The following is a 25,940-nucleotide window of genomic DNA, read 5'->3' as shown; positions in this document are numbered from 1 at the left end:
TATGAAAAATTAATACCTTATTAATACTGCATAGAAAAACACATCAAAACTTGATATTTTTAGACACCAAGTTGCTGGAGTAATGCATGAAAAATTTTATTAAGGCCACATCACTACAAGGGATAGACTCGCTTGTTAAGAGCTTAGGCGCTGACATATCACAAATAATGACACAGCTTGGCCTTAACATTTGCTTTAATAACTTAGAGCAACAATACTTGCCCTATAGTACTTACGCCGAGCTCCTTGAGCATTGTGCACATACGCTCAACTGCCCAAGCTTTGGGCTGCAACTAGCCAATAAGCAGAGCTTTGATATACTTGGCCCTATTGCTATAGCAGCAAAAAGTAGCACTAATTTAGGTGACGCCCTCAATTGGGTTATTAAATATTTGCACCTACACACTCCCGCTTTAAGCTTAACTATTCATCCGTTAGAGGCTGATAAAACACTCTTTTTATCATTTCAAATAAACTTAACCCCATTACCTAAAACAACCCAGGTTTTAGAACTAACTATCGGCCTCGCCATGGGAGTAATAAAAAAATTAAGTAATAACACCTGTAAACCACAATCGGTATTCTTACCTCAAAAGCAACTTGCTAATACCCGCGCATATAACACTTACTTTGGCTGCAAAGTCACGCACAATAGAAATAGTGCCGGTATTGTTATTTTAAAAACAGATTTAGCATTATCAATTGCACAACCCCAGTACGATAAAGTACCTGCCGCGCTGCAGTTTTTAGCTCAAAGCGAACAGCAAAATCAATCCCTGCCAACTCAAGTAAGCGCGTTAATTAGGCCCATGTTGCCAATATATCAATGCACAAACGAAACCATAGCAGCAGCGCTGGGTATGCACCCAAGAACATTGCACAGAGAGTTAAATAAACACAACACAAGCTTTGTAAAACTAAAAGACTCAACCCGGCGCTCATTAGCTGCGCACTATTTGGCGCAAAACCATTACAGTATTTCAACCATCTCAGAGCTATTAGGTTATCAAGAACAAGCAACTCTTAGCGCCAGTGTAAAACGTTGGTTTGGTTATTCTCCGCGAGCATACAGAGCTAAAAAAATGATAAACTTAAATAAACATAATTCTAAGGAATGAGTATGAACTTTGTAATTGTAGGTACTAATTTTATCAGCGACACATTACTTGACGCTGCTAATACCCTCGCTGATTTTAATTTATACGGGGTTTGCTCTCGCGCGCTTTCAAGCGGCGAAGCATTTTTAGCAAAACACCCGCAAAATACACATGCAAAAACGTTTACCAGTATTGAACAAGTTTGCCAAGACGAATGCGTTGACGCAGTTTATATAGCCGCGCCCAACAGCTTGCACAAACAGTATGCGGTTAGGTGTTTAAACGCAGGTAAACATGTACTCGGTGAAAAGCCGTCTGCAGCCAATAGCCAAGAACTAAAAGAAATCATTGCCACCGCTAAGCAAAACCAGTGCTTATACATGGAAGCAATGATGACCACCCATTTACCTAACTTCACATTGTTAAAGCAAGCACTTAGCAGAATAGGCACTCCTCGAAAGTACATAGGTCAATACAGTCAATATTCATCTCGTTACGATAAGTACAAAAATGGGGAGCGCCCTAACACCTTTTTACCTGAATTTGCCAACGGTGCTTTGGTCGATTTAGGTATATACCCTCTTTACTTGTTAATTGCACTTTGGGGCGCGCCGCATAGTGTAAATGCAAGTGGCGTATTACTAGATACCGGTGTTGATGGCGCAGGCGATGTACTGCTTAATTATTCAAATAAGCAAGCTGTGATTAGCTACTCAAAAATATCGCAAGGCGACAACATAACAGAAATACAAGGTGAACTAGGCAGAATGCGTATTGAAGCCGTATCGCAACTCAAAAAAGTAGAGTTTATTGCTAACAATGGCGAATCAGAAATTATATCTGAGCAATTTGATAAGCATTTTATGAAGTTTGAAGTTGCTCACTTTATGCAACTCATAGAAAAAAAACAGTGGGAATCTGATGTAAACACCTTCGCGTTGTCATTAGATGTTATGAATGTACTTGACGAAGCTCGTAAACAATTAGGTGTGATTTATCCAAACGATAAAACACATTAATTTAGCCCTTGACTGGGGTAAGTTGTATATGGGCGTTAACCAACGACAGTTAACGCCCATGGGGAAATGCAAATCACTATACTAACTACACACTTTTACTTACGCACATTACAACAACGATCCCCATCCGTGGGCAATCAATTTGATAAAATGACCTAAAGTATTTACCAATTACTGACTGACAATAGAGCTATTACTCAATCTTAATCAGAAAACAGCCATTGCTCATTTTAACGGCGTAAATCAAAACTAACACACAAAAACACAACCAATCAAGCTGGCCAATTGTTTAATTTTAAACTAAATTGGTATTACACAAATTAAACCAACAAACAATATTGTTTTATAACCAAATCATAGCGCTAGAATTTTGACATATTAGTGAGGTTTGGGGTAACCTTGTCGGTTAATAAATGATATAAATTTTTAGACCTAAATGGTCAATATTCCTTAGGGTATGAAGGTACAATATGGGTAATCGTCGCTTATTTTGGCGCATTGTTGATAAAATAGAGTCTTTAATAAATCAAGGCGAATTTACTGCAGGGAGTCGTTTACCTCCTGAGCGTGAACTTGCAGAAATGTTTGACGTAAGTCGCCCAACAATTCGAGAAGCAATTATTGCATTAGAAGTACGTGGACGGGTTGAAGTTAAAACCGGTTCGGGTGTTTATGTTGTTGAACAAAAAAATGCCTCTATAAAATCAAAAGAGATCAGCGCATTTGAATTAACTCAGGCCCGCGCACTCATCGAAGGCGAAATTGCAGCACTTGCCGCTCAAAGCATTACAGAAGAAGAACTTGAGCAGCTAAATCAAACGCTAATAGTAATGGAAAAAGGGCTTTATGTAGAGCAAGCAGACCGAGAATTCCATGAAATAATTGCCAGAGCAACACGCAATAAAGCGCTTGAATTTGCTGTTTCTAACTTGTGGGATTTACGATTAAAAAACCCACAAATTGTTGCCGATTACAGTAGTGTTTGTACTAATAACAACGAATGTGTGATGGATGAGCACACCGCTATTTACACGGCACTAAAAGCACATGACGCAAGTGCAGCCCGTGCGGCCATGCATAAACACTTCAACCGGTTAATAAATGCATTGTTTGACGCTGTAGAAGCGCGTGCTCTTGAAGAAATAAAACGTAAAAATGACGAAAAACGCGGTCTTTACTCTTTGGACGGTCTCGTTAATAAAAGCGCTCACTAAGTTTAAACAAACTAGCAAACACCTGTTTGCTAGTTTGTTGCCCTTCATTAGCTCTTACTCTGTACAGCCACACCTATTTTTTAATCGCAAACACTTACCAATCGTACTAAAAGCAGATATTATCCCGCCACAAAATATAGCCATTGCATCTTAAATAGTGGAAATTTATTAACCCCTATTAACAGTGCTTTAAATTAGGGACAACAATGCAATCAAGTACCAAAGACTTCATATTAGCAACTGTTTGCTTATTAATTGCCATGATGACCATTCAATCGGGTGCGTCGTTTGCAAAGCAACTATTCCCCATTGTTGGCCCCGAAGGGACGACCGCGCTTAGGCTTGGTTTTTCTGCACTTATATTATGTTTAGTATTTAAACCATGGAAACATATACCCACTAGAGGAAACCGCTTAGCTATTGTGGTTTATGGTTTAAGCCTAGGTGGAATGAACATTCTGTTTTACTACGCTATTGAGCGCATACCCTTGGGTATTGGTGTAGCACTGGAGTTTACTGGTCCCCTTGCCGTTGCTTTATTTAGCTCTCGCCGTAAACGCGATTTATTTTGGGTTGCCTGCGCCATTGCCGGTATATTACTTTTATTGCCAGATATGAGCGGTGAAGAGAGCTTAGATCCTGTTGGTGTTATTTTAGCTTTAGCAGCAGGTGCATGTTGGGCTGGCTATATATTGTTTGGTAAAAAAACCGGAATGCAAAGCTCAGGTGGTGCAACGGTTGCCCTAGGTATGACCGTTGCGGCCATTGTGCTTGTGCCCTACGGAGGCATTATGCAAGCAAGCGCATTCACATGGGAAGTTATTCCTCTGGGGATTGGTATTGCAGTTTTATCAAGTGCGTTACCTTATACGCTTGAAATGGTGGCACTGCGTAATATGCCTTCTCAAGGCTTTAGCATAATGATGAGCCTTGAACCTGCCATTGCATCACTTGCTGCCTTTCTTATTTTAGGGGAGCTACTCACACTCTGGCAGTGGTTAGCCATCTTATTAGTAATTATAGCCTCGGCAGGAAGCTCCTTCTCTGGCGAATCAAAAAAGTAGCCTAAACCAAAAGCCATCAACCACGATGGCTTTTTTGTTAAGCTATATGTGCTTTTTGTTTTTCTTTTTTAGCAGAATATACAAACCCTATTAACGCAATAAGCGGCATTGCAGCCGCAACTAAAGCTATACTTCCCCACCCCCCAAACTCATATAATGAGCTAGCAATTAATGACCCAACTGCACCGCCCAAAAATATACTGGTCATGTAAATGGCGTTAAGCCGAGCACGACTTTGTGGCTCTAGCGAATAGATTACCCGCTGACCAAGTACCATATTGGCTTGCACTGCAAAATCAATTAAAACACCGGTTAGCGCCAATATGATAATGCCGCTTGGTAAATCAAATAGGCTGGGTAAAAAACACAATAATGCAATCACTTTGGCTAATAACGACATTTCGTAGGTATAGCCTTTGTCAGCTAAACGCCCAACAATAGGCGCTGCAACAGCACCGGCTGCGCCTACTAAAGCAAACAATGCTATTTGAGTTTGCGAAAAACCATATTCTCTGGCAAGCACAACAGGCACTGTCGTCCAAAACAAGCTAAATGACGCAAACATTAGCCCTTGATAAAAAGCACGTTGACGAAGCACAGGTTGACTTATTACCAGCGATTTTAACGATCGTAATAAAGCAAAGTAACGTGTTTTATGCGTTGGCAACCTTGTGGGTATAGCAAAGTAAATAACTAAAGCAATAAATAGCATGCATCCCGCGGCAAAAAAGAATACGGCACGCCAGCCAAAATGATCAGCAATTATGCTGGCTACAGGTCTTGCTAGCAAAATACCCAACAACAGCCCCGCCATAATATTACCTAAAACTTGCCCCCGCTTTTCGTCTGACGATAAATGCGCCGCCAACGGAATAAGTACCTGCACCGATACCGAGCTTGCCCCCACTAGCAAACACAAAAACAGCATTGTATTTGGAGTTTGAACAACCCCCAGCCCAATTAGGCTAAAAAATGTAATACACAGAGTAATTAACATTAACCGTTTATTTTCAACTAAGTCGGCTAACGGCACTAAAAAAAATAACCCAATGGCATAGCCAATTTGAGTTAAAGACACAATAAAGCTGGCACTGTGTGCACTTAAACCCACATCCGGAGCTAACAATTCTATAATAGGTTGTGCATAGTAAATGTTGGCAACAATTAAGCCGCAACATAGTGCAATAACGCTTACAAGAGTATGGCTGATCTGCACAGGGTCTGCGCTTAAATTAGACATGGCATTCTCAAAATTAATTAAATAAAACCTCAAAAAACTGAGGTTTTATTAGGTCACTTTATGGGCGAAGGCTTTCCGTGCGGGCCTGAACGTAAATATTGCTTAGGTGCGTTAACTGTTGCACCCAATTCAGCTGCTGCATGCCATGGCCAATGTGGGTTATATAAAATACCTCTAGCTAAAGCCACTGCATCCGCTTTGTGCTCGCTTAAAATATTTTCTGCTTGTTGCGCTTCGGTAATTAAACCTACCGCAATAACCGGCATATTAACGGCCTGTTTTATTGCAGTAGCAAAAGGCACCTGAAAGCAAGGCTCAACAGGTATTTGCTGTAAAGGGCTTAAACCCGCAGTACTTACATGAATAAAATCACAACCAAGCTCATCAAGCGCTTTAGCAAGCACTATTGATTGCTCTAAATCCCAACCATCTTCAACCCAGTCAGTCGCTGAGATTCGAATACCCACGGGTTTGTTACTGTTAAACTCTGCGCGAACAGCTTTAAATACCTCCATTACAATGCGCATACGGTTTTGTAAACTGCCTCCATATTCATCGTCACGCTTATTACTCAAAGGTGATAAAAACTGATGCAACAAATACCCATGAGCACCATGTAATTCGATCAGATCAAGGCCTAGCTCGTCGGCGCGTTTAGCAGCGCTTGCAAAGTCCGCAATTAATTGGCCAATATCTGCTTTACTCATTTCAACAGGTTCAAACGAGTGCTCATCGTAAGCCTGTGCCGATGGCGCAATAGTTTGCCAACCATTTTTATCGCTAGGTGAAATAGCACCTACGTCGTCCCAAGGTTTACCGGTTGACGCTTTACGCCCTGCATGCGCAAGCTGAATACCTATAGGCATGTCACTATATTGCCTAACCGTGTTTAAAGTTTTACCTAATGCTTTTTGGGTTTCATTATTCCACAGACCTAAATCACCATAGCTTATTCGCCCCTCAGGGCTTACCGCCGTCGCTTCCATAATAAGTAAACCGGCTCCACTTAAACTCAGTTGACCTAAATGAATAGTATGCCAATCAGTTGCCTCACCATTAATAGCTGAATATTGGCACATAGGTGCAATAATAATGCGGTTAGGTAAACTGAGCTTACCCAAAGATAACGGTGAAAAAAGCTGGCTCATAACAGATCCTTGATGCATACGAATTAAAAATTAAAAATTAAATGTACGAACTAATAAACACATTCGCCCATTTAGTCATATAAAAACCTTTATTTAAAAGTAGGTTATGGGGAGGTAAAACTTTTTTTAAACCGCTACAACTTACTAAAAAATAAATGGCTCCCTGTCCAGCCAAATAAACTTACAAAAAATTAACACCACCAAAATCCAAGCATACAAAAAATCATGAATAGTCATTCAAATATTCACAAAAATTAAAACCGTACATTAATTGTACCTTGCACGGGTAAAGCTAATAATAAATGGGTGATAAATTTAACAAACCCAACAAACCACACTCATCTAACCCTTTTTTATTCTAAAAAAGTGAATTTTAATTCAATTTACACATTCCCTGATTCGATTGTGACTGATATCATATTCACTGTACTTTACTTATGTTAAATCTTTGAACTAGGGATCATTTTTATGTTTAAACCAAGCTTGTTAACCTTGGCTATGTCGGGCGCCCTATCTAGCGCTTTTTTACTTCCAAATACTGCGTTTGCCCAAGAGCAAGAAGCCGCAAAAGACAAATCACTTGAAGTTATTGAAGTAACAGCAACACGACGTAGCGGCTCAGTGCAAAACGCACCGCTTAACATTACAGCGCTTGATGCCGACATAATGAAAGACCAAAACATCAGCGAGCTCGCCGATGTAGCACGTTGGGTACCTGGTTTAACAATTACCGATCAAGGTGGTCGTTCTGGTTCACCTATTATTGTACGTGGTTTAAACACAAACTCTTCAGGTCCATCATCAGACGGTGGCACGGTTGCAACTTACATTAACGAGATCCCAGTCGCCATTGATATGCGCCTAGTCGACGTAGAGCGCGTAGAGGTTCTTATTGGGCCACAAGGTACGCTGTACGGTGCAGGTACATTAGGTGGTGCTATTCGTTACATGCTTAAAGAGCCTGAGCTTGATTTCACATCACTTGAAGTATTCGGCAATGTATCGCAAACACAAGAAAGCGACTCTATTGGCGGTGAAGGTGGATTCATATTTAACTTACCATTAATTGAAGACACACTTGCCGTTCGTGCTAGTTTAAACATTTACGAAGACCCAGGTTTTATTGACTATGGTTACGTAGTGCGTGAGCCGGGCGTATCGTTACCTGACCCAGATTGGACCGACAGCGCAGCAGTTAACAACAACCTTAAAAATGTAGAAGACGCCAACGGTGAATCAACCACTACAGGGCGTATTTCTGTTCGCTTTAAACCAAGCGAAACATTTGAAGGTACACTTAACTACTTTTACCAAAACCAAGACAGCGAAGGTCGTTCAATTGTTCATTACAATACATTAAGCGCCGATAACGGTCTTAGCGATTTAATTGGTGAATACGAGTCAGGTTATCGCTACGAAGAACCGCGTGAAAAAGAAAACCAACTACTAAGCTTAGAGTTAAAAGCAGACCTAGGTTTTGCTGAATTAGTATCGGCAACAGGTATTTCAAATTTTGATGCAGACGGCCAACGTGACCAAACCGATTTACTTATTCGCCTTGATTACGGCTACGAAGAATTTCCTGCGTTTTCATCGTTCACACGTGAAATTGAAGAACAAGACACGTTCACACAAGAAATTCGTTTAGTATCACAAAACGACAGTGACATTAACTGGATTGTAGGTGGCTTTTACAACAAAATTGAAAGCGATGCGTCTAGCCAAGAATACACGCCAGGCTTTGGCGACTTTGCAGTAGAAAATTTTGGCGCAGATCAATCTCGTCCAGATCAACTTGAGTACTACTCAATTGACCGCGTTGAAATAACAGAATCGGCTTTATTTGGTGAAATTGGCTACCAAGTTACCGACAAACTCGATATTACTGTAGGCGCTCGTTTTTACAAATACGATGTAGAATCTGAGTCAGCGGTCGATTTTCCATTATTTAATACCTTATTCGGCGGCGCAGGCCCAGACGACGTAACACTTAACTTTGAACAAAATGAAGCAAGCGACAACGGCAGCCTATTTAAGTTTAACGCCAAGTATCAATTTACTAATTCAGTAATGGGTTACGCAACAATAAGTGAAGGCTTCAGGATTGGTGGTTCAAATGGTTTAGCACCTTGTCCTGATCCATTACCAGCTAACCAAGCGGGTTGTGGTAACCCAAGTGAAATGCTTTACGATGCAGATACAACAACTAACTACGAGCTTGGTTTTAAAAGCACATGGTTAAGAAGCCGTTTACACTTTAACGCTGCATTATTTAATATAGATTGGGACGATGCACAAGTTGCGGGTGCAACCGAGGTAGGCCAACTACCGTACTTGTCTAATGCCGGTTCAGCCAATGCGAAAGGTATTGAAATATCGTCGCGTGCAATTTTATCTGACTCATTCTCTGTGTATTCTACATATGCATACACAAAAGCAGAGTTAACATCAGACGCACCATTCTTATTTAATTCAGATGGCACAGATGGCGCAGAAGATGGCGACCGTTTACCAGGCTCGTCTGAGCACCAGTTTTCAATGGGTGTAAACTATCAAACCGATGTGTTTAACGACAAAACGCTTGATATTAACTACGGTATTACCGCACAAAGCGATGTAATTTCTCGTGTTGGTTTACGCGATAACGGTGAAACATTACCAGGTTATAGCTTAAGCAATATTTCGGCTAAATTAACCGCCGATGAGTGGTCAGCGACCGTTTACGTAGACAACGTATTTAATAAATACGCCGTTACGTCTGTTCGCCGTTCAGATGCCGATATTACCTCGGCAAATAGAACTGATATACAACGTAACTATGGTTACTTTATCAACCGTCCATTAACGGTAGGCATTAAATTTAATTATAAGTTTGAAATATAATTAACTGTTAAGTTTAAGTACAATCAAAAGGCTCAAATTTATTTGGGCCTTTTTTCTTTATTAACGCGTAACTAAACAATACAAATAAAAAATGCAGCCAAATTTAAAACAACTCCATCAAAGCGCCATTAAATATTTAAACGAAGGCAAAGTACAACTTGCCCACAAAAGCTTAGTTGAACTGGTTTCGCATAAACCTGACTTTGCCGACGGCTATTTTTTACTGGCAATGGTTAACTTGCAAGTAGGGCAAATTTTTAAAGCCATCAAGCTAATCGAAAAAGCCTTAACGCTTGGCTCTAGCATTGAATATACTGCTCAACTGGCAAAATGTTATGCGCTTACCGGTGACTTAAAAAAAGCAAAAAATGTAGCGCTGTCGGTGCCTATTACACAAATAAATAAAGCACTCGACGCCGATACTCTAGGCGTTGCACTTACGCAAGCAGGCCTACACGAACACGCTTTACATTATTTTGAATGTGCACTCACATTAGCCAATGCCAAACAACAACCTCAACCCCAGTTTTATTACAACTTTGCAGTAAGCGCCAAGTTTTTGGGCCTATTTGACAAAGCACACACCGCTTTTGAACATGCCATTGCTATTAATCCGCTTCATCACCAAAGCCACTTTGCACTCAGTGATTTAACTAAAGTAACAAAGCAAAAAAATAATATTACACGGTTAAAGCAAGTGTTTGAGCAGGTTTCACACCCTGATGCTAAATTACACATAGGTCATGCACTGGCAAAAGAATACCAAGATATTGGGGCATTTTCTGACGCCTTTACCGCGTTACAACAAGGTAAAGCAGCAAAGCATGCGCTTACCCCGTTTGATAACGCGTCGTCAAATGCGTTGTTTGAACATATAAAACAACTCAGTGCTAAGCACAAAGCTCCACAAACGGGGGGTAATCCCACTGCTGAGCCTATTTTTGTACTAGGTATGCCCCGCTCTGGCACCACATTAGTTGAGAGAATATTATCGAGCCATAGCGACGTGCAATCGGCTGGTGAACTACAAGACTTCGGCCTAAGTGTAAAAAGGTTAAGCAACACACCCACACCTAACGTGCTCGATATACAAACACTCACTAAAGCGTATGAGCTTGATTTTAATCAGCTTGGCTCAACATATTTAAACGCCACCCGCGTTACTACCGGTAGCCATAAACATTTTATAGATAAACTCCCGTTTAACTTTTTTTATATCGACTTAATCACTAAAGCACTGCCAAACGCTAAAATTATTTGCATGCTGCGCGACCCAATGGACACCTGTATTGGTAACTACCGCCAACTATTTACTATTAACAACCCTTACTACACGTATTCGCTAGACCTACTCGACACTGCTAAATTTTATAGCCGTTTTTATAAACTCATACAGCACTTCAGCACCGTGCACAGCAATATAAAAATTGTGAAATACGAAGAATTAGTCGCACAGCCCGAGCAGCAAATAAAAGAGTTAGTCAGCTTTTGTGATTTAGAGTGGCAAGCACAGTGTATAGACTTTCACTTAAACACCGCACCGGTATCTACTGCCAGTAAAGTGCAAGTACGCCAACCGCTAAACAACAAAGCCATTGGGCGTTGGAAGGCATTTAAACCTCATACTGACGAGGCTCAAAATTACCTATTAGAGCAAGGAATTACGTTGCAATAGCCATTAATTATGCATTGCTTTAGTAAAAGTGAATTTATAAGCCAAAGTTAAAGCTTAGGTTTATATATTCATAACACAATAAACTTCCCAGCTTTCACTAGAGAGCTTTTATATATTGCAATAGAGAGCATTTAACTTGGCTTTTTAGATTGAACTTTTCTTATTTGAGAAATAGCTTCCATTAAAAAAGCCGTATTAAGCCCTACAATTATTAACCCATTAACAGCCGTTAAACTGCCAAGCAGCCTCCATTGAGTGCCCAACACAACGTCGCCATAACCAAGTGTTGTAAAGGTAACAACCGAAAAATAAAGTGCGGGCTCTAATTCGCTAAAAACATCAAAAATTAAAAATATAGCAGCCCATAACCACGCACTCGCCGTTAAGCCTCCTACCAACCAAATTACCATTGCCGTGACGACTAAAATCATCTTTAGAGTTTTTGAGCCATTTAGTAACCAATCGTTAATATTAGCCAGCGCTTTAGACAAAACACCAATAAACATTGCTTGTATTAGCACCGTGCCACAAATAACAAATGTTCCAATAATAAGCTGTATTAGCATTTTGATCCCACTGCTTAAATCCTTATATTTTAAGTAACATTATACATAAAATTCACAACAGGGTAGGAACCTACATTCACTATAATAAAGTATTTTTACTACCGTTATCTAACCGTTTATTATTGCTATTACTACCGTGCTAAAACTCAGCCAAAACCTAAGTAAGACAATATTTAGGTAAATAAAAACAGAAATAAACACTTAAAACCAAAAGGAAATGCAGTAACCGTAAACATCACTGTACCACTTCACACTAAACCGCTAAGCAATCACCGGGAAAGCAATAACAAAAATGTTTGGCGTAAATCATCAATTTAATAACACTACAGATAGTTATGCCTGTACTTGCTTTAACTCACCTGACTCATATTCCGTTAAATTTTCATTTAACTCGATAGATTAGGTTTAATCTGCAAAGTGCCATGAGCAGACATCGAAGGCTTTAATGTCTGAAGTCAAAATTTGACCCCGCTTACTTCCTGAAATGACTAGAAGCATAAGTAAGACTCTAAACAGGAGTCTAAACTTTCTGTTACTCATGGCACATAACGCAAAGCTAAGCGGCTGGCGATAGCCTGTCATTACTTGAGCATATTGTTATGACCGTAATTATCACTCACGTAATCACTTTTAAAACTACCATCAATAGTTAAAGATTTGCTAAAAGTACTTTTCGCAGCCTCGCTATCTCCTTTCGATAAATAGGCGAATGCCAAACTGTCGTAGGCCTGCGGTGCATTGGGAAACAATGAAACTAAATATTCGAAAATATCAAATGCTTCGGTCCATGATTTTGTACTAAGTAGTTCCATTCCTACTTCATTAATTGTTCTGCCGATGAATCGACTGTAACCATTGTCTTTATAAACCTGTTTGAAGTGTTTATAGAATTGTTGTTTTCCTTTTGATTGATAGTACTTAAAGGCAAAGTTTTTTTCCAATTGTCTAATTGGTTGATACTCACCATTTTTGATGTAAGAGTGTATTCGACCAGAAATGCGTTCGGCAACTAAGTGATCAGTGTTTGCCAGAACAACTATTTCATAGCTAGTGTCCAAATCTACTTCCGCGGCTGCACTGACGCCCTGACCACCTCCATATGCGCCCCAATGGGAGCCGTCCATTGCAAATAGGTGGCGATTAATCGCGTCTGAATTTTTTAATAACTTATTACTATAGAATAACGCTCGATAAAATCGTTGCACATCCACAACGGTCGATTCAATGCCGCCATCGGGACTAGGGTGTTCATTAATACCGACCTTTCTCAAATTGCCATTGTACTGGAATGTATATCGGACTGACTGATATTCATGAGAATTAACCGGCCTGAAGGTCGTTGAAAACATCTCAACCCGATTAAAGATATTGTTTTTGAGTAGTTCTTCGAAAGGCTTTCCAGTTACTTTCTCAAGAATCACTCCTAATACCACATACCCATAATTTGAATATTTTCGATCAGTTCCAGGTGTATATAAAAGGGGGTTATTTATCAATATCTTTATTTTCTTGTTTAGAGTATCAAATGCAAGTTGATTCTGACGATATTCGGCCACAAAGATATCAGCAAAGCCTGCACTATGATTTAGTAGGTGCTCAATCGTGATTTTATCAGCATCAGGTTGTTTGAACCCCAACTCGAAGCTAACTAGTTTATCACTTAACTTTAATTTGCCAGCCTCAACCTGTTGCAAGATCAAGACCTTGGTAAAGTCTTTCATGATTGAGCCAAGATTAAAGCGACTTTGAATGCTGTTCTTTATTTTTTCTTCGACATTCTGAAAGCCATAAGATGACGCAAACTCCACCTCATTATCTTTAGTTATCAGTAATGCGCCGGAAAACCAGCCCATCTGCTGGTATTGCATGGCGATGCTGTCTGCAATCGTTGCGAGACTAACAGATTTATCTTGCTTTATATCCTCACTGTCCAAAGCCAGTGAATAACTGGCAAAGAATAAAAGAAAGATTAAAACTAAATTTTGAACCATTTGGCGGAATCCTTTCTGTCATAACGCCGCAAATAAACGGCAAAAATTAGTTGGCTATAGTTTGTGAGGCACGAACAAAGCCAACTGGTTTTTGTCCGCCCTTTTTAATTTGCCTTGTTATGTGTACTTTAGCTCTATAATTTCCAGAGCTTCAACTTTAAGGCTAACAGCTTTATTTTTTGCATCTGTTACTTGAGCACAAGATTCAGGATCATCAGAGTCAAACCATTCGAGGTGAGTCATAACCTCCATTGCGTTAGCTAACACAACATTTTCTGTTTCGTCCTCATAAACGATGCAAATAGGATATTCTGGAGTGTTTTCCAATGCTCAATTGTCCTTGTACACATAACTTCCAAATATGGGACGCCAGCGAGTGCCATAATTTGTTTGTTATATTTCATTGGTAAAAGACTTCCTTGGTGACATCAAAGCCACAATCCTCACCGAATGTAACGACTATCAAGTGTTTTCGAACTAAGCCTGCGTCGATGTCAAACCAAGTTTTAAATTCACTTCCTTCTTCAAAACTTTCTAGGGCTGCCGCAAACGTTGGTTCGTTAAAACTGTCAGCGACTAAGTGGAAACCTTGAAACGGCTCAGAGTTAAGTGCTTTTGGGGCTGAAATCAACACTGTGTAGTTATGCCCAGATAGTTTTACATCTATTGATATTTGCTCTGTGTACTTGGCGTTATACATTTCTATCATTTCATCTGAAATACTACACCCTGCTTGGGCGCCAAATGATAGTGAAATTAGAAGTCCAAAAAAGTATTTGAGCATCAATTGCTCCTTGAAATATAACGCCTTGCTCAGTTGCGCAGCGGTTGTAGTGGATTTTTGTGCGAAAAGGAGCACCGCGAATGCACAAAAAGGAGCGTAGACCGATACGTCAACTGGAGCAATTTGTTAAGTGTTACCCTTCCAAACATTGACTTTTACTAAGAATATTTGATTTTAGATTCTTGAGTTTACGGGTAGATTCCGACCATAGAATTTCGCCCCCATCTCCAATTTCTTCGTAAATCGCTAGAACCTGTGTAACACCAATGAACTCCCATTTCACATCAACACCTTCGGGGCCACCTTTGTACGGATAGTCATGCTCTCGACCAATTTTCTCGACCTTCTCATATGCTTCCGATTTTGAATCCGCTCGTACAAGCACAGTATTCTCCCAGGAAAGAAATCTCTTTTCTGGATCATCTTTTGCTGAGTCCTCAAGCTCGAAAAACCTCAACATATATGAACCTACGTACCATCCAACTGGTGATGTATGTTGTGTCATAGTTTTTGCACTTAACAATTTAATAGTGCGCTCACCGCGCATATTTCTACTGACGCCACGCTCAATTATCTACTTTATATAGTTTTAACAAATAACCTAAGGTATTACTATCTCTAAGTATTCTAAATTTTTTAGATAAAGTTAAGCGAATCAATATGCGCGCAGCGCTCATTTTCATGAATATATGCGCAAAGAGCAGTTTAACGAATCAATTAACGACGATATTTAGCTAATCTCAATGACCGGTTCTCACAGCTCATAACCGCCTTCAAAGCCGAGGGTCAAATCTTGACTTCAGACATTGAGACTTTTGACTAACTATTTCTCGCTCATTGCAGCCCTTAATAACCATTCAAACATGATCAAATTTTATAGCTTTGCCTTAAAATAGGCCCCCCGTTAATAAAACCTATCGCTCATTCAAAGCACTTAATTTAGTGAACCTGAACCGTCCCACCACAACGCTTATTTACTTTTGTGTCGGTTCAACTGCCAATAATGTCGATTCAGATAAACATTAATGAAGCAGGTTATAAAAGTCGCTAACTTTCTTATCAACAAAACGCCAAACACCTATTTTTTTGATAAGGAATACAGTCATGAACATTATTACAAAAACAGTTATAGCACTGAGTTTAGCAAGCCACTTTAGTGCTCACGCCATTGACCTGCGAGTCGATAACATTCGTTTGTACCAAAGTAGTTCACAAAGCTTTTCTGCGCCAAGTTCGCTGTATATTGATGAGGGCAAAATTGTAAGCATTACTAAAGCGACTGACCCACTACAAAACGCCGATAAAACTATTGATGCTAACAACCAATATGCAATACCTGGTTTAATTGATTTACATGTACATTTGGGTTCATCGGGTAGTAACTTTACTGAGTTTCAGTATTTGCCGGTTAAATCGCACTTTAATTCTAATTTGTATTTAGGCGTAACTAATATTGTTGATTTGTTTTCGTTTGAGCAAACCCTAAACGAAGCTGCGCAATTAAAAGCAGCCCAACTAACCCCTAACCTTTTTTATGCGGGTACTTTGTTTACCAACCCTGGCGGGCATGGCACGCAGTTTGGTGGTCAAGCATACGAAATTGCAAAAGATGAAGACATAGCAGCGCTGTGGCAAAAACATATAAGCACTAATCCACATGTAACTAAAGCGGTTATTGAAACCTTTGGCGGTGTAGGTAAATCGTTAACTGATAGCCAACTGGCTGAGCTAGGTAAGCGCTCTAAAGCCGCTAATTTACCGTATTTTGTGCATGTTTCTACACTAAATGATGGTAAACGTGCTATCAAAGCCGGTGCAACGGCTTTAGCGCACGGTATTAATAGCGAAGCGATTGACGATGAATTTATTACGCTAATGAAACAGCATGATGTAACCTACATACCTACCCTTGCGGTGTATCACAATCATAGCGATGAAAAGCATAACCACACTATTAGCTCACAAAGCGAGTTACTAAAAACCATTCCTGAAAAGCTTCAAGGGTGTTTGTTTGAAAAGGTGCCTGCACCTTCAAAGTGGAAAGAGCACGCGTGGGATGAGCGTAAAACCGCTTATGCAAATATACAAAAGCTACATAAAGCTAATATTGCTATTGGCACAGGCTCTGATGCCGGAAACCCCTACACGCTGCACGGTACAGGGTTACACAACGAGTTAGATGCGCTTAAAAAAGCAGGCCTAACTAATGGTGAAATAATTAACGCAGCAACGGTTAACGGCGCAAAAGCGATTAATAAAGCCGGGAGCATTGGCAAACTTACTAAAGGTTTTGAGGCAAGTTTTGTACTGCTTAAACAAAACCCACTTAGTGATATAAATCATATTCACACTATCTCACAGGTGTATAAAACAGGTTTAAAAGTAGACCGCTCAGCGCTTATTGCTCAAAACAAGGCCATTACACCACAAGGCCCTACCTGCAATGAAGAAGTTAAAAGCAGCCAAGCACAGCATACTATTGATGATTTTACCGGTGATACACCATGGCAAGCTATGAGCGATTCGGTAATGGGTGGGCAGTCTGTTGCAACGCTTACCACGCATAAAAATAGCTTAACTATTGATACAACCATTACAAAGCCTACCAGCTTTGGTGCATGGGCGGGCGCTGAAATTAAGTTTTCGTCACCGGCTGATGCCTCAACATTTAAAGGTATTCGCTTAACCTATAAAGGCTCAACTACACCTTTTGCTATGTCTGTTTATCATAGTGATGTAAAAGATTGGGATCACTTTAGTGTACTTTTAAAACCACGCGATGAGTGGACCACGCTTGATATACCTTTCACTACATTTAAACAGTTTGGGTTTGGTAGCCCCGTTACGTGGTCGGCAACAGAATTAACAGGGGTTAACTTAATGTGGCGTAAAATGCCAGGCGCAAGCAACGAGCCGTTAAAAAATACACTACAAATCAAAGAGCTAACTTACTTTTAAATAAGTAACAGTCAAAACACAAACTCTTTGGGTTTTGACTGTTTTTTGTTATGGTTTAATCACTTACAAAAAGAAGCACCTATTATGCTCAAACATCCTTTTTACAAATACAGCTTTTTTATTCTACTTATTGTTGATATTGCTTATGCCCTTGGGCTGATAATTGCTAACTCTGCGCCCTTAACAGGCGGCAGTGCACTCGCCGCAACCGTGTGGTTTATTACTTTTTATTGGGTTCCGGTATGGAGTGCGGCAGCGGTTATTTTTTACCTGCGCAATAAGCACATTAATAAAACAGCACTTGAATGGTTAATTGCCGTTGTATTTATGGCCCTCGGTAATGTGCTTACCGATGTATTACTGACACTGCTTTTTGATGGGCATAAATCAATGGGGATATTTGTTGTATTTAACGGCTTACTTTGGGGCTCGTGTATTTACCTTACCAGTATTTTTATTGAAAGCAAAAAACGCGTAACTGCCGAAAAACATGCGCTTAAACAAGCCCAACTTGCTACATTGCGATACCAGCTAAACCCTCACTTTATGTTTAATAGCTTAAATACAATTTCCGCTTACATACACACAAAACCCGATTTAGCCGATGAAGTACTGCATGAACTGGCTGATATTTTAAGGTACTCGCTTGATACCGCAGAGCAACAGCAAATACCTTTACAGCAAGAGCTTACCATAATAGAAAAGTACCTAAATATTGAAAAAGCACGCTTTGGCGATAAGCTTAAGGTTAATTACCACATTCCTAATACCCTTAAAAACAAAACGCTACCACCGCTACTTATTCAACCTATTATTGAAAATGCAATTAAGCACAATGCTAAACAAACCTCACTTACACTTAATATTACCCTGAGTGAAATGTCTAACGGGGTAAAAATTGTGATAAGCGACAACGGAAAAGGCTTTACTGACGATGTATTAAAATGTGGCTACGGAAAAGGTATAGGGATGAAAAACATTATGCTACGCGTTAATCAACTTGGACAAAGTAAAGTATTGCTCAGTAATGATAATGGTGCTGTTGTTACGCTGGAGCTAGCGTTATGAACAATATAAACCTGCCAAATAAAACGACTAAAATGCGCATACTGTTTGCCGATGACGAGCTTCCTGCTCGCGAAAAATTAAACCATCAATTAAGCTTAATGGAGCATGTTGACGTGGTAGGCATAGCCACAAATGGCAAAGAGGCCATTGCATTAATTAATGAGCTGACTCCTGATGTGGTATTGCTTGATATTCAAATGCCTGAAATTAATGGCCTTGAACTTATTGATTTACTTAACTACCAACCCATTATTATTTACACCACCGCGTACGACCAATTTGCGATTGAAGCATTTGAGCACGCCTCAACTGACTATTTACTCAAACCTTTTCCAATTGCACGATTAAAAAAAGCGTTAGCCAAAGCGCAGCAGCAATTAGAGCAACAACGAGCGCACACTCATGTAACTAGCTGCGCAGGTGAACCCGCTTTTACACTTACAGAAAGTTCATTAAACAAACTGGTTAGTAAAAGTGGCGAGCGCATATTTTTACTTTCCCCAAGCGATATTAAATTTATTAAATCAGAGCAAGGAAATAGCTTAGCGTGGAATGGAGAAACGTTTAATCATTTGAGCGACACGCTCGATCAGCTTGAACACGCCCTAGCCGCGCACAACTTTGTGCGTATTCATCGCAGTTATTTGGTTAATATTGACCATATAAAAGAAATACAGCGCTGGTTTAACGGCAAATTGATGGTGATTGTAAACGACGATGTAAAATCGGAGCTAAGCACCAGCAGAGCCGGTGCCGATAAGCTAAAACAATTACTGCATATTTAGGCTTATTTTAAAGTTAGCTACTGATCATTACTTGAGTAAACACTTAAAATAGGAAATTTATATTCAGCAAACGAGACAGTTACCGACTGCGTTTCGTTACCCTTAAAACTTAACTTAAAAGGTTGAGGAGGTAGTCGCGTTCCATCAGCGAATAAAGCCAGTAAGTGGTCTTCGTTAAGCTCACGATTGGCCGTCGATAAATTAGTGAGTGTTATTACCGCCCAGCGTTCACCCTCGTTATTACTCATTAATATGTAATTTAAAACATTGAAGTCGCCTTTTTTAGGCGTAATGTTAGCATCGTTTGGAAATGCTAAATGCAAGCTATTAGGTATGGCTCTGTCTACGTTTATTACGTTCTCAGTATTTGCCAATACCGAAGACGACAGTAAAATCAACATTAAAATCCATGCTTTAACCATATTAATAACCCCCTTCGAGCGTTTATTGACGTTTGTATAGTCTACATAGTTAAGCATACTCTCAGCATTTACCTATTATGTAAACATACACAACAAATACAGTAATGCTCACTAAGCGCTCATTCAGGGTGGCTTGTGTAACCTTAGTTTTAATTTCACCTAATAAGCATGGCGATGAAACGGAGAAAATTACATGGCAACCACATTTAACAGTTCAGCCGCGATTGAACATTCGCAATTGGCTTTATTAAACACTGAGCACAGCATTCAAGTAAGAGGCGCACGTGTTCATAACTTAAAAAATGTGGATGTAAACCTGCCCCGTAATTCGCTTGTGGTGTTTACTGGTATATCGGGCTCAGGTAAATCATCGCTCGCCTTTGGAACATTATTTGCTGAATCGCAGCATCGTTACCTTGATTCGGTGTCGCCTTATGCACGCAGATTAATCGATCAGGTTGACGAACCCGACGTAGACTCAATTGAAGGGCTACCACCAGCAGTTGCAATGCAACAACAGCGCGGTGCGCCTTCTGTTCGTTCATCGGTTGGCAGCGTAACTACTATTTCTAACGCGCTGCGAATGCTTTACTCACGCGCTGGCGAATACCCTAAAGGGCAGAGCATTTTGTATGCCGATGCGTTTTCTCCAAATACCCCCGAAGGTGCATGCCCAAAGTGTTCGGGCATTGGCCGCACTTTTGAGGTAACCGAACAACTACTTGTGCCCGACAATACAAAAACGATACGCGAAGGTGCAATAGAAGCTTGGCCACCAGCATGGCAAGGTAAAAACTTAAGTCGCATACTGGTATCACTTGGTTACGACATCGACATACCATGGTATGAGTTGCCGCAAAAAGCACGCGATTGGATTTTATTTTCAGACGATACCCCCACTGTGCCTGTTTATCCAGACTACACTATTTTAGAGGTTAAAAACGCCATTAAAAATGGCGAAAAACCTCGCTATAAAGGTACTTTTACCAGTGCTAAGCGCTTTGTTCTTAAATCTTTTGCTACAACACAAAGTCCTCGTATTAAAAAACGAGTGTCGCAGTTTATGCAAATATCCCCATGCCCAAGCTGTAAAGGTAAAAAGCTTAAAAAAGAGTCGTTATCGGTTAAAGTCGCAGGCCTTGATATAGGCGAAATTTCGCAGTTAACATTGAACGAACTTGCAGATAAATTAAGCATTGCCGCTAATACCCCTGCTAAAAGTAACGCTTCAAACCCAGAAAAAGCCATCGTCGCTAAGCGTATTACAAGCGATATTATTAAACGTATAGAGTCACTGACTAAACTTGGCCTAGGGTATTTATCGCTTGAGCGCACCACCCCATCGTTATCACCAGGGGAGTTACAACGTTTGCGGCTAGCAACGCAACTTCGCTCAAAATTATTTGGTGTTGTGTATGTGTTAGATGAACCTTCGGCAGGTTTACACCCTGCCGATACACAAGCACTTTTAAGCGCATTAGATGAACTAATAGCCGCTGGTAACTCTGTATTTGTGGTTGAGCACGACGTAAGTGTTATTCGACATGCCGATTGGGTAGTCGATGTTGGACCAAATGCGGGCTCCCATGGCGGTAATATAGTTTATAGCGGCCCTGTTGAAGGCTTAAAGCAAATTAGTAGCTCACACACTAGTCAGTATTTATTTAAAAATAACCAAACCCAGCAGGCACCCATACAAAACAAGCAACGCCAACCTAAAGCGTGGCTAGCGCTTAAAAATGTTGAACGTAATAACTTACAAAAGCTTAATGTAGAATTTCCGCTTGGGGTTATTACAAGTGTTACGGGAGTATCTGGTTCTGGTAAATCGAGCTTAGTAAGCCAAGCACTTGTTGACTTGGTATACGATGCACTTGGGCAAAAATCGCAACCACAAATGCCAACCGACGAAGCAGAGTTACTCGAGCAAGAGCTCAACGTAGCAACCGGCGGGCAAATAACTCAGGGCATTGAACACATAAAGCGCCTAATAACGGTTGATCAAAAAGCCATTGGCCGTACGCCTCGCTCAAATCTTGCAACGTACACGGGCTTATTCGATCAAGTACGTAAGCTATTTGCAAACACCACTGAGGCAAAAAAGCGAAAATACGATGCCGGTCGCTTTTCGTTTAATGTTAAAAAAGGCCGCTGCGAAAACTGCGAAGGCGTAGGCTTTGTAAGCGTAGAGCTGTTATTTTTACCCAGCGTGTATTCGCCTTGCCCTGTGTGTAATGGCAAACGCTATAACCAAAAAACACTCGATATTACCTACAAAGAGAAAACCATTGCCGATGTGCTTAATTTAACGGTAGAGTCAGCACATACATTTTTTACCAATGAACCCGCTATTTTGCGCGCGCTCAATGCGCTTTTACAAGTGGGCCTTGGCTATTTACGTTTAGGGCAACCTGCTACTGAACTTTCGGGCGGTGAAGCCCAGCGCATTAAACTTGCCACTGAACTACAGCGTACACAGCGCGGCGATACGCTTTATATTTTAGATGAGCCAACCACAGGCCTACACCCAAAAGATGTAGCCATGCTAATGGCGCAGCTAAATGGCTTAGTTGATGCTGGCAACACCGTCATTATGGTTGAGCACGATATGCAAGTAGCCAGTAACAGTGATTGGGTTATTGATATTGGCCCAGGAGCCGGCGACGAAGGCGGGGTAATAGTTGCACAAGGTAAACCTGAAAAGGTCGCTGAGTCACAAAAAAGTAAAACGGCGCCATTTTTAAAAGCGCAGTCAAATCACGCAGGTTCTAATTAAAAATTAATAGTCGTTATGCACAAAATAATAAAGAGCCACGGGCTCTTTATTATTAATCTAAGGCCAACCAAACACCTACAAGCATCATTAAACTGCCTGCAATTCGGTTCATCCATTTAATATTATCGCCTCGGGCTAAAAACAAGCGTAGGCTTTTACCACCTGTTGCATACGCTAACATACTTACAAATTCGGTTATCATAATTACGCTAAGTAAAATAAATAACTGTGGCGCAACAGCCTGGTCAACATTAATAAACGGCGGCAATAGTGAGATCATAAACGCCCACCCTTTTGGGTTAGCAACAGCGGTAATAAACCCTTGCGTAAAAAGCGACTGCCTACTTACATCACTTGGGCTATGTGTATTAACCGACATTTTACCTTTGGCGCGCCACATATTTATACCTATATAAATTAAGTAGGCACCACCGACCCACTTTAAAATAGCGAACGCATCAGGGTAATTTAGCATGACACTTGCAACCCCAAGTACCGCCGCAATAGCTACACTTGCAACCCCTAAAAGCTCACCTATCATCATCCAAAGGGTTCGGCGCACACCGATACTCATACCTAATGTCATGGCAAGCGTCATGCACATACCCGGTGTGATAGATACAAAAAAGAACGTAGGAATAAAAACTGCCAGTGCTGCTACATCAATCATTAATTTACTCTCGTATTCATAACAAAAACGCGGCTATAATTAGCCGCGCTGTTGCTTACCTATGTGTATTGTTATTGCTGGGTATTAACAGCAGGTTCGCTAACAACCTCTACTGGCTGTGGTGTATCATTTAACAAATACTTATCTAGCCACTGCTCTTGCTCCCACAATACATGTAATAAGCTTTTACGTGCACGGTAGCCATGAGCTTCGTAAGGCAGCATAACTAAACGGGCATCTTTTCCTAAGCCTTTAAGCGCGGCATACATGCGCTCACTTTGCATTGGAAAAGTGCCTGAATTAGGATCCTCTTTACCGTGTATCATGAGCATTGGCTCATTGATTTTTTCGGCGTGAAAAAACGGCGACATATTAGCGTATACACTTTGCGCCTGCCAAAAATCACGTTCTTCCCCCTGAAAACCAAACGGTGTTAACGTACGGTTATACGCACCACTTCGAGCAATACCTGTTTTAAATAAATCACTATGCGCCAATAAGTTAGCAACCATAAATGCACCGTATGAATGCCCTGCTATGGCTATTTTGTCTTTATCAGCAATCCCCTTTTCAACCAGTACATCTACTGCTGCTTTGGCGCTAGAAACCAGCTGTTTTCTGAAGTGATCATTTGGCTCACTACCATCAACACCTACAATCGGCATTTTAGGATCGTCAAACACGGCAATACCTTTGGCAAGGTACGGCATTGGGCCCCAGTAACCAATATACGTAAACTCGTAAGGCGACTCGCGAACTTGCGACGCTACGGCTTTGTCTTTGTATTCAAGCGGGTAAGCCCACATAAGCACAGGCAAAGTGCCTTGTGTTTTGTCGTACCCTGGTGGTAAATATAACGTGCCAGAAAGCTCAACACCGTCGTCGCGCGTATAACGCACTTGTTCTTTTGTTACACCTTTAAAAGCAGGGTATGGGTGTTCAAATTGCGTTAGTTGGGTTAACGAATCGTTATCTAAATCACGAATAAAAAAGTTAGGCTGCTCAGTTTTAGACTCACGAACAGTAATAAAGCGTTCGCCTTCGTCATCAAGCAGCGCCCTTACACGCTCGTAATAAGGCGCTTGTGATTGCCATAAACGCTTGCTACTATTTGTTTTTACATCGTACATGTCTAAAAACGGGATGTTACCTTGTTCTGACGCGCCATTGCCGCGCAGGTAAATATAACGCCCACCAACCACTTTAATTACATTAGCGCCTAAATCGTTACGCTCGTAAATAGCATTACCGGGATCTTTATAAGCATCGTTATAACTACGCTCTGAAAACAGCACACGGTTACTATCGGCATTACGTGGCTGTATTACATACGTACGCAATTGACGGTCGCTAAAGCGCCAATCGCTCAGCATAGCAATGTCGTTATTAGCCCACTCCATACCCGCATAACGACGTTCTACTTTTGCAAATAACTTTGGCTCGCGTTTAAACGGTGCACGTAGGCTATAAATGTAGTCATGGTGCGGTACGTCAGTTTTCATGTCGCCGCCATCTTGCGCTTCTGCCCAAATAACTTCAGCACCCTGATCTGCTCGCCATTCAAAATTACGTCTTCCTGTACGCACACTGTCGTAACCTTGTGGAATATTATCGGCCAAAGGTTGCTTAGCAAGCTCGGCTAATGCAAAACCGCGCATACCCCATATTTGCCACGTTGTCGCAAAGCGGCTGTAAGGCACTTGATACGAAAACGGCTCGTTAATTCCCGCCACCAAAATATTAGTCGAGTCGGGCGACACCGAAAACGATTTAAAAAGTGCAGGACTGCCAATAGCTTGGGCTTTTCCATCAAGGGTAATGTAAGCCAACTGGCCTTGGCCAAAAAACTTAAATTGAGCTTCATCAAATGGGCTCGTTAATAAATTTTGATACGTGCGTGCAGGGGCTTTTTCACCAGTACTTTGCTGAATAACTGGCACAACATTTTGGCTGTTGTTTTCTAGTCCTGGTTTACCCACATTTACAGCTAGGTTTGCAATAATGGCTGTGCTGTCTGGTAACCATTGGTATGGCGATGCCGTTAAAACTGAATTTAACGCAGCACTTGAAAGCATTTTTGCTTGTTTACTTTCAACACTATAAAGCCATAAATTTGCTTCGTTTGTTTGTTCAACAATAAACGCTAAGTATTTGCTATTAGAAGACCACTTAGGCGAGCGAATAATACCATTTGGTAAGTTATTAATATTAATAACAGTGCCACTTTGCACATGTTTAAGTTCTACAGCACTAAAATTTGCGCGCACCCGTGTGCGTGAAAAATTAGCCGGGTTTAGTTTAATCCCCGCAAGCTTTAACTCTTCAATTGCAAGCTCATCAAGCGATACAACACGCCTGCGTTCAAATAGCGCAAGCCACTGACCATCACTTGATAAGTAACTTGTGGGCGCCAATTTAGCATCTACCACTGCCGCTAAATCAGGCGAAGGAGTTTGGTAGCCCGGCTCTGCATGACTAAATGGTAGTAATACAACACAACAAATAAAGGCAACTAACAGCCTAAAAGCGTTCATGTTTTTATCCTTTTGTTATTTTTTACACAATTAAGTGTATATAAAC

The 25,940-nt window shown here is 40.7% G+C and carries 20 protein-coding genes; 10 read left to right on the top strand and 10 right to left on the bottom strand.

What is annotated here, in order from left to right:
* Positions 1 to 86 precede the first annotated feature (86 nt).
* From ATS72_RS18105 to ATS72_RS18090, 4 genes are all read left to right on the top strand, one after another.
* A complete protein-coding gene (locus ATS72_RS18105; RefSeq protein WP_058429863.1) occupies positions 87 to 1,118 on the top strand; it encodes an AraC family transcriptional regulator in 1,032 nt (343 codons plus the stop codon).
* Between the two features lie 2 nt (positions 1,119 to 1,120).
* Positions 1,121 to 2,116 carry a Gfo/Idh/MocA family protein gene (locus ATS72_RS18100; protein ID WP_058429864.1) on the top strand — a complete coding sequence of 332 codons (996 nt, stop codon included), beginning with the start codon at positions 1,121 to 1,123 and terminating at the stop codon, positions 2,114 to 2,116.
* 470 nt (positions 2,117 to 2,586) lie between these two features.
* Positions 2,587 to 3,330, top strand: a complete 744-nt coding sequence (locus tag ATS72_RS18095; RefSeq protein ID WP_006791608.1) for a FadR/GntR family transcriptional regulator — start codon at positions 2,587 to 2,589, stop codon at positions 3,328 to 3,330.
* A gap of 206 nt (positions 3,331 to 3,536) precedes the next feature.
* Positions 3,537 to 4,394 (top strand): EamA family transporter, encoded by an 858-nt coding sequence (locus tag ATS72_RS18090; RefSeq protein WP_058429865.1) that lies wholly within the window; start codon positions 3,537 to 3,539, stop codon positions 4,392 to 4,394.
* A gap of 37 nt (positions 4,395 to 4,431) precedes the next feature.
* Here the strand turns inward: ATS72_RS18090 and ATS72_RS18085 are convergent, their stop codons facing one another.
* The gene (locus ATS72_RS18085; protein ID WP_058429866.1) at positions 4,432 to 5,634 is read right to left on the bottom strand and encodes an MFS transporter; all 1,203 of its coding nucleotides are present in this window, start codon (positions 5,632 to 5,634) and stop codon (positions 4,432 to 4,434) included.
* 53 nt (positions 5,635 to 5,687) lie between these two features.
* A complete protein-coding gene (locus tag ATS72_RS18080; RefSeq protein WP_058429867.1) occupies positions 5,688 to 6,782 on the bottom strand; it encodes an NADH:flavin oxidoreductase/NADH oxidase in 1,095 nt (364 codons plus the stop codon).
* 468 nt (positions 6,783 to 7,250) lie between these two features.
* Between ATS72_RS18080 and ATS72_RS18075 the strand changes: the two genes are divergently transcribed.
* A complete protein-coding gene (locus ATS72_RS18075; protein ID WP_058429868.1) occupies positions 7,251 to 9,665 on the top strand; it encodes a TonB-dependent receptor in 2,415 nt (804 codons plus the stop codon).
* 91 nt (positions 9,666 to 9,756) lie between these two features.
* Positions 9,757 to 11,340, top strand: coding sequence for a tetratricopeptide repeat-containing sulfotransferase family protein (locus ATS72_RS18070; RefSeq protein WP_058429869.1), 1,584 nt, complete (start codon positions 9,757 to 9,759; stop codon positions 11,338 to 11,340).
* A gap of 131 nt (positions 11,341 to 11,471) precedes the next feature.
* On the opposite strand, the gene ATS72_RS18065 is transcribed toward ATS72_RS18070, so the two are convergent.
* From ATS72_RS18065 to ATS72_RS18045, 5 genes are all read right to left on the bottom strand, one after another.
* On the bottom strand, positions 11,472 to 11,906 hold the full coding sequence (locus ATS72_RS18065) for a potassium channel family protein (RefSeq protein WP_008129698.1): 435 nt from the start codon (positions 11,904 to 11,906) through the stop codon (positions 11,472 to 11,474).
* 581 nt (positions 11,907 to 12,487) lie between these two features.
* Complete coding sequence (locus tag ATS72_RS18060; RefSeq protein WP_058429870.1) at positions 12,488 to 13,897, bottom strand: serine hydrolase domain-containing protein; 1,410 nt, start codon at positions 13,895 to 13,897, stop codon at positions 12,488 to 12,490.
* Between the two features lie 117 nt (positions 13,898 to 14,014).
* Positions 14,015 to 14,224 (bottom strand): hypothetical protein, encoded by a 210-nt coding sequence (locus tag ATS72_RS18055; RefSeq protein WP_004586969.1) that lies wholly within the window; start codon positions 14,222 to 14,224, stop codon positions 14,015 to 14,017.
* A 73-nt stretch (positions 14,225 to 14,297) separates the two neighbouring features.
* Positions 14,298 to 14,681, bottom strand: coding sequence for a hypothetical protein (locus tag ATS72_RS18050; protein ID WP_058429871.1), 384 nt, complete (start codon positions 14,679 to 14,681; stop codon positions 14,298 to 14,300).
* A gap of 133 nt (positions 14,682 to 14,814) precedes the next feature.
* Entirely contained in the window at positions 14,815 to 15,186 is a 372-nt protein-coding gene (locus tag ATS72_RS18045) for a DUF4288 domain-containing protein (RefSeq protein ID WP_033019169.1), read from the bottom strand.
* 599 nt (positions 15,187 to 15,785) lie between these two features.
* Here ATS72_RS18045 and ATS72_RS18040 point away from each other — a divergent pair.
* Genes ATS72_RS18040 through ATS72_RS18030 form a run of 3 tightly spaced genes read left to right on the top strand, consistent with a single transcriptional unit; the run spans position 15,786 to position 19,492 of the window.
* The gene (locus tag ATS72_RS18040; protein WP_058429873.1) at positions 15,786 to 17,639 is read left to right on the top strand and encodes a CIA30 family protein; all 1,854 of its coding nucleotides are present in this window, start codon (positions 15,786 to 15,788) and stop codon (positions 17,637 to 17,639) included.
* Between the two features lie 27 nt (positions 17,640 to 17,666).
* Positions 17,667 to 18,707 carry a sensor histidine kinase gene (locus tag ATS72_RS18035; RefSeq protein WP_010556810.1) on the top strand — a complete coding sequence of 347 codons (1,041 nt, stop codon included), beginning with the start codon at positions 17,667 to 17,669 and terminating at the stop codon, positions 18,705 to 18,707.
* Positions 18,704 to 19,492, top strand: a complete 789-nt coding sequence (locus ATS72_RS18030) for a LytR/AlgR family response regulator transcription factor (protein WP_058429874.1) — start codon at positions 18,704 to 18,706, stop codon at positions 19,490 to 19,492. The genes ATS72_RS18035 and ATS72_RS18030 overlap by 4 nt, the downstream gene beginning before the upstream one ends.
* A 17-nt stretch (positions 19,493 to 19,509) precedes the next feature.
* Here ATS72_RS18030 and ATS72_RS18025 read toward each other — a convergent pair whose 3' ends face one another.
* A complete protein-coding gene (locus ATS72_RS18025) occupies positions 19,510 to 19,914 on the bottom strand; it encodes a hypothetical protein (protein ID WP_058429875.1) in 405 nt (134 codons plus the stop codon).
* 193 nt (positions 19,915 to 20,107) lie between these two features.
* Between ATS72_RS18025 and uvrA the strand changes: the two genes are divergently transcribed.
* Positions 20,108 to 22,690, top strand: a complete 2,583-nt coding sequence (uvrA, locus tag ATS72_RS18020) for an excinuclease ABC subunit UvrA (RefSeq protein ID WP_058429876.1) — start codon at positions 20,108 to 20,110, stop codon at positions 22,688 to 22,690.
* Positions 22,691 to 22,742: 52 nt separating this feature from the next.
* On the opposite strand, the gene ATS72_RS18015 is transcribed toward uvrA, so the two are convergent.
* Together ATS72_RS18015 and ATS72_RS18010 are read right to left on the bottom strand one after the other, a co-directional pair.
* The gene (locus ATS72_RS18015) at positions 22,743 to 23,360 is read right to left on the bottom strand and encodes a LysE family translocator (protein WP_008129686.1); all 618 of its coding nucleotides are present in this window, start codon (positions 23,358 to 23,360) and stop codon (positions 22,743 to 22,745) included.
* 71 nt (positions 23,361 to 23,431) lie between these two features.
* Positions 23,432 to 25,894: an alpha/beta hydrolase family protein gene (locus ATS72_RS18010; RefSeq protein ID WP_058429877.1), complete on the bottom strand. Its 2,463-nt coding sequence runs from the start codon at positions 25,892 to 25,894 to the stop codon at positions 23,432 to 23,434.
* Between the last annotated feature and the right edge of the window lie 46 nt (positions 25,895 to 25,940).

It is taken from the genome of Pseudoalteromonas sp. 13-15 (assembly GCF_001468205.2).
Classification (GTDB): Bacteria; Pseudomonadota; Gammaproteobacteria; order Enterobacterales; family Alteromonadaceae; genus Pseudoalteromonas; species Pseudoalteromonas marina.
The sequence above is the reverse complement of the archived record's forward strand: the minus strand, read 5'-3'. Positions and strand labels throughout refer to the sequence as shown.

Excerpts from the sequence above, each read along its gene's own strand:
- ATS72_RS18080 (WP_058429867.1), bottom strand. The coding sequence starts at position 6,782 with ATGAGCCAGCTTTTTTCACCGTTATCTTTGGGTAAGCTCAGTTTACCT.
- ATS72_RS18065 (WP_008129698.1), bottom strand. The coding sequence starts at position 11,906 with ATGCTAATACAGCTTATTATTGGAACATTTGTTATTTGTGGCACGGTG.
- ATS72_RS18030 (WP_058429874.1), top strand. The coding sequence starts at position 18,704 with ATGAACAATATAAACCTGCCAAATAAAACGACTAAAATGCGCATACTG.
- ATS72_RS18045 (WP_033019169.1), bottom strand. The coding sequence starts at position 15,186 with ATGACACAACATACATCACCAGTTGGATGGTACGTAGGTTCATATATG.
- ATS72_RS18085 (WP_058429866.1), bottom strand. The coding sequence starts at position 5,634 with ATGTCTAATTTAAGCGCAGACCCTGTGCAGATCAGCCATACTCTTGTA.
- uvrA (WP_058429876.1), top strand. The coding sequence starts at position 20,108 with ATGGCAACCACATTTAACAGTTCAGCCGCGATTGAACATTCGCAATTG.
- ATS72_RS18075 (WP_058429868.1), top strand. The coding sequence starts at position 7,251 with ATGTTTAAACCAAGCTTGTTAACCTTGGCTATGTCGGGCGCCCTATCT.
- ATS72_RS18050 (WP_058429871.1), bottom strand. The coding sequence starts at position 14,681 with ATGCTCAAATACTTTTTTGGACTTCTAATTTCACTATCATTTGGCGCC.
- ATS72_RS18095 (WP_006791608.1), top strand. The coding sequence starts at position 2,587 with ATGGGTAATCGTCGCTTATTTTGGCGCATTGTTGATAAAATAGAGTCT.
- ATS72_RS18100 (WP_058429864.1), top strand. The coding sequence starts at position 1,121 with ATGAACTTTGTAATTGTAGGTACTAATTTTATCAGCGACACATTACTT.
- ATS72_RS18060 (WP_058429870.1), bottom strand. The coding sequence starts at position 13,897 with ATGGTTCAAAATTTAGTTTTAATCTTTCTTTTATTCTTTGCCAGTTAT.
- ATS72_RS18015 (WP_008129686.1), bottom strand. The coding sequence starts at position 23,360 with ATGATTGATGTAGCAGCACTGGCAGTTTTTATTCCTACGTTCTTTTTT.
- ATS72_RS18010 (WP_058429877.1), bottom strand. The coding sequence starts at position 25,894 with ATGAACGCTTTTAGGCTGTTAGTTGCCTTTATTTGTTGTGTTGTATTA.
- ATS72_RS18105 (WP_058429863.1), top strand. The coding sequence starts at position 87 with ATGAAAAATTTTATTAAGGCCACATCACTACAAGGGATAGACTCGCTT.
- ATS72_RS18090 (WP_058429865.1), top strand. The coding sequence starts at position 3,537 with ATGCAATCAAGTACCAAAGACTTCATATTAGCAACTGTTTGCTTATTA.
- ATS72_RS18040 (WP_058429873.1), top strand. The coding sequence starts at position 15,786 with ATGAACATTATTACAAAAACAGTTATAGCACTGAGTTTAGCAAGCCAC.
- ATS72_RS18070 (WP_058429869.1), top strand. The coding sequence starts at position 9,757 with ATGCAGCCAAATTTAAAACAACTCCATCAAAGCGCCATTAAATATTTA.
- ATS72_RS18025 (WP_058429875.1), bottom strand. The coding sequence starts at position 19,914 with ATGGTTAAAGCATGGATTTTAATGTTGATTTTACTGTCGTCTTCGGTA.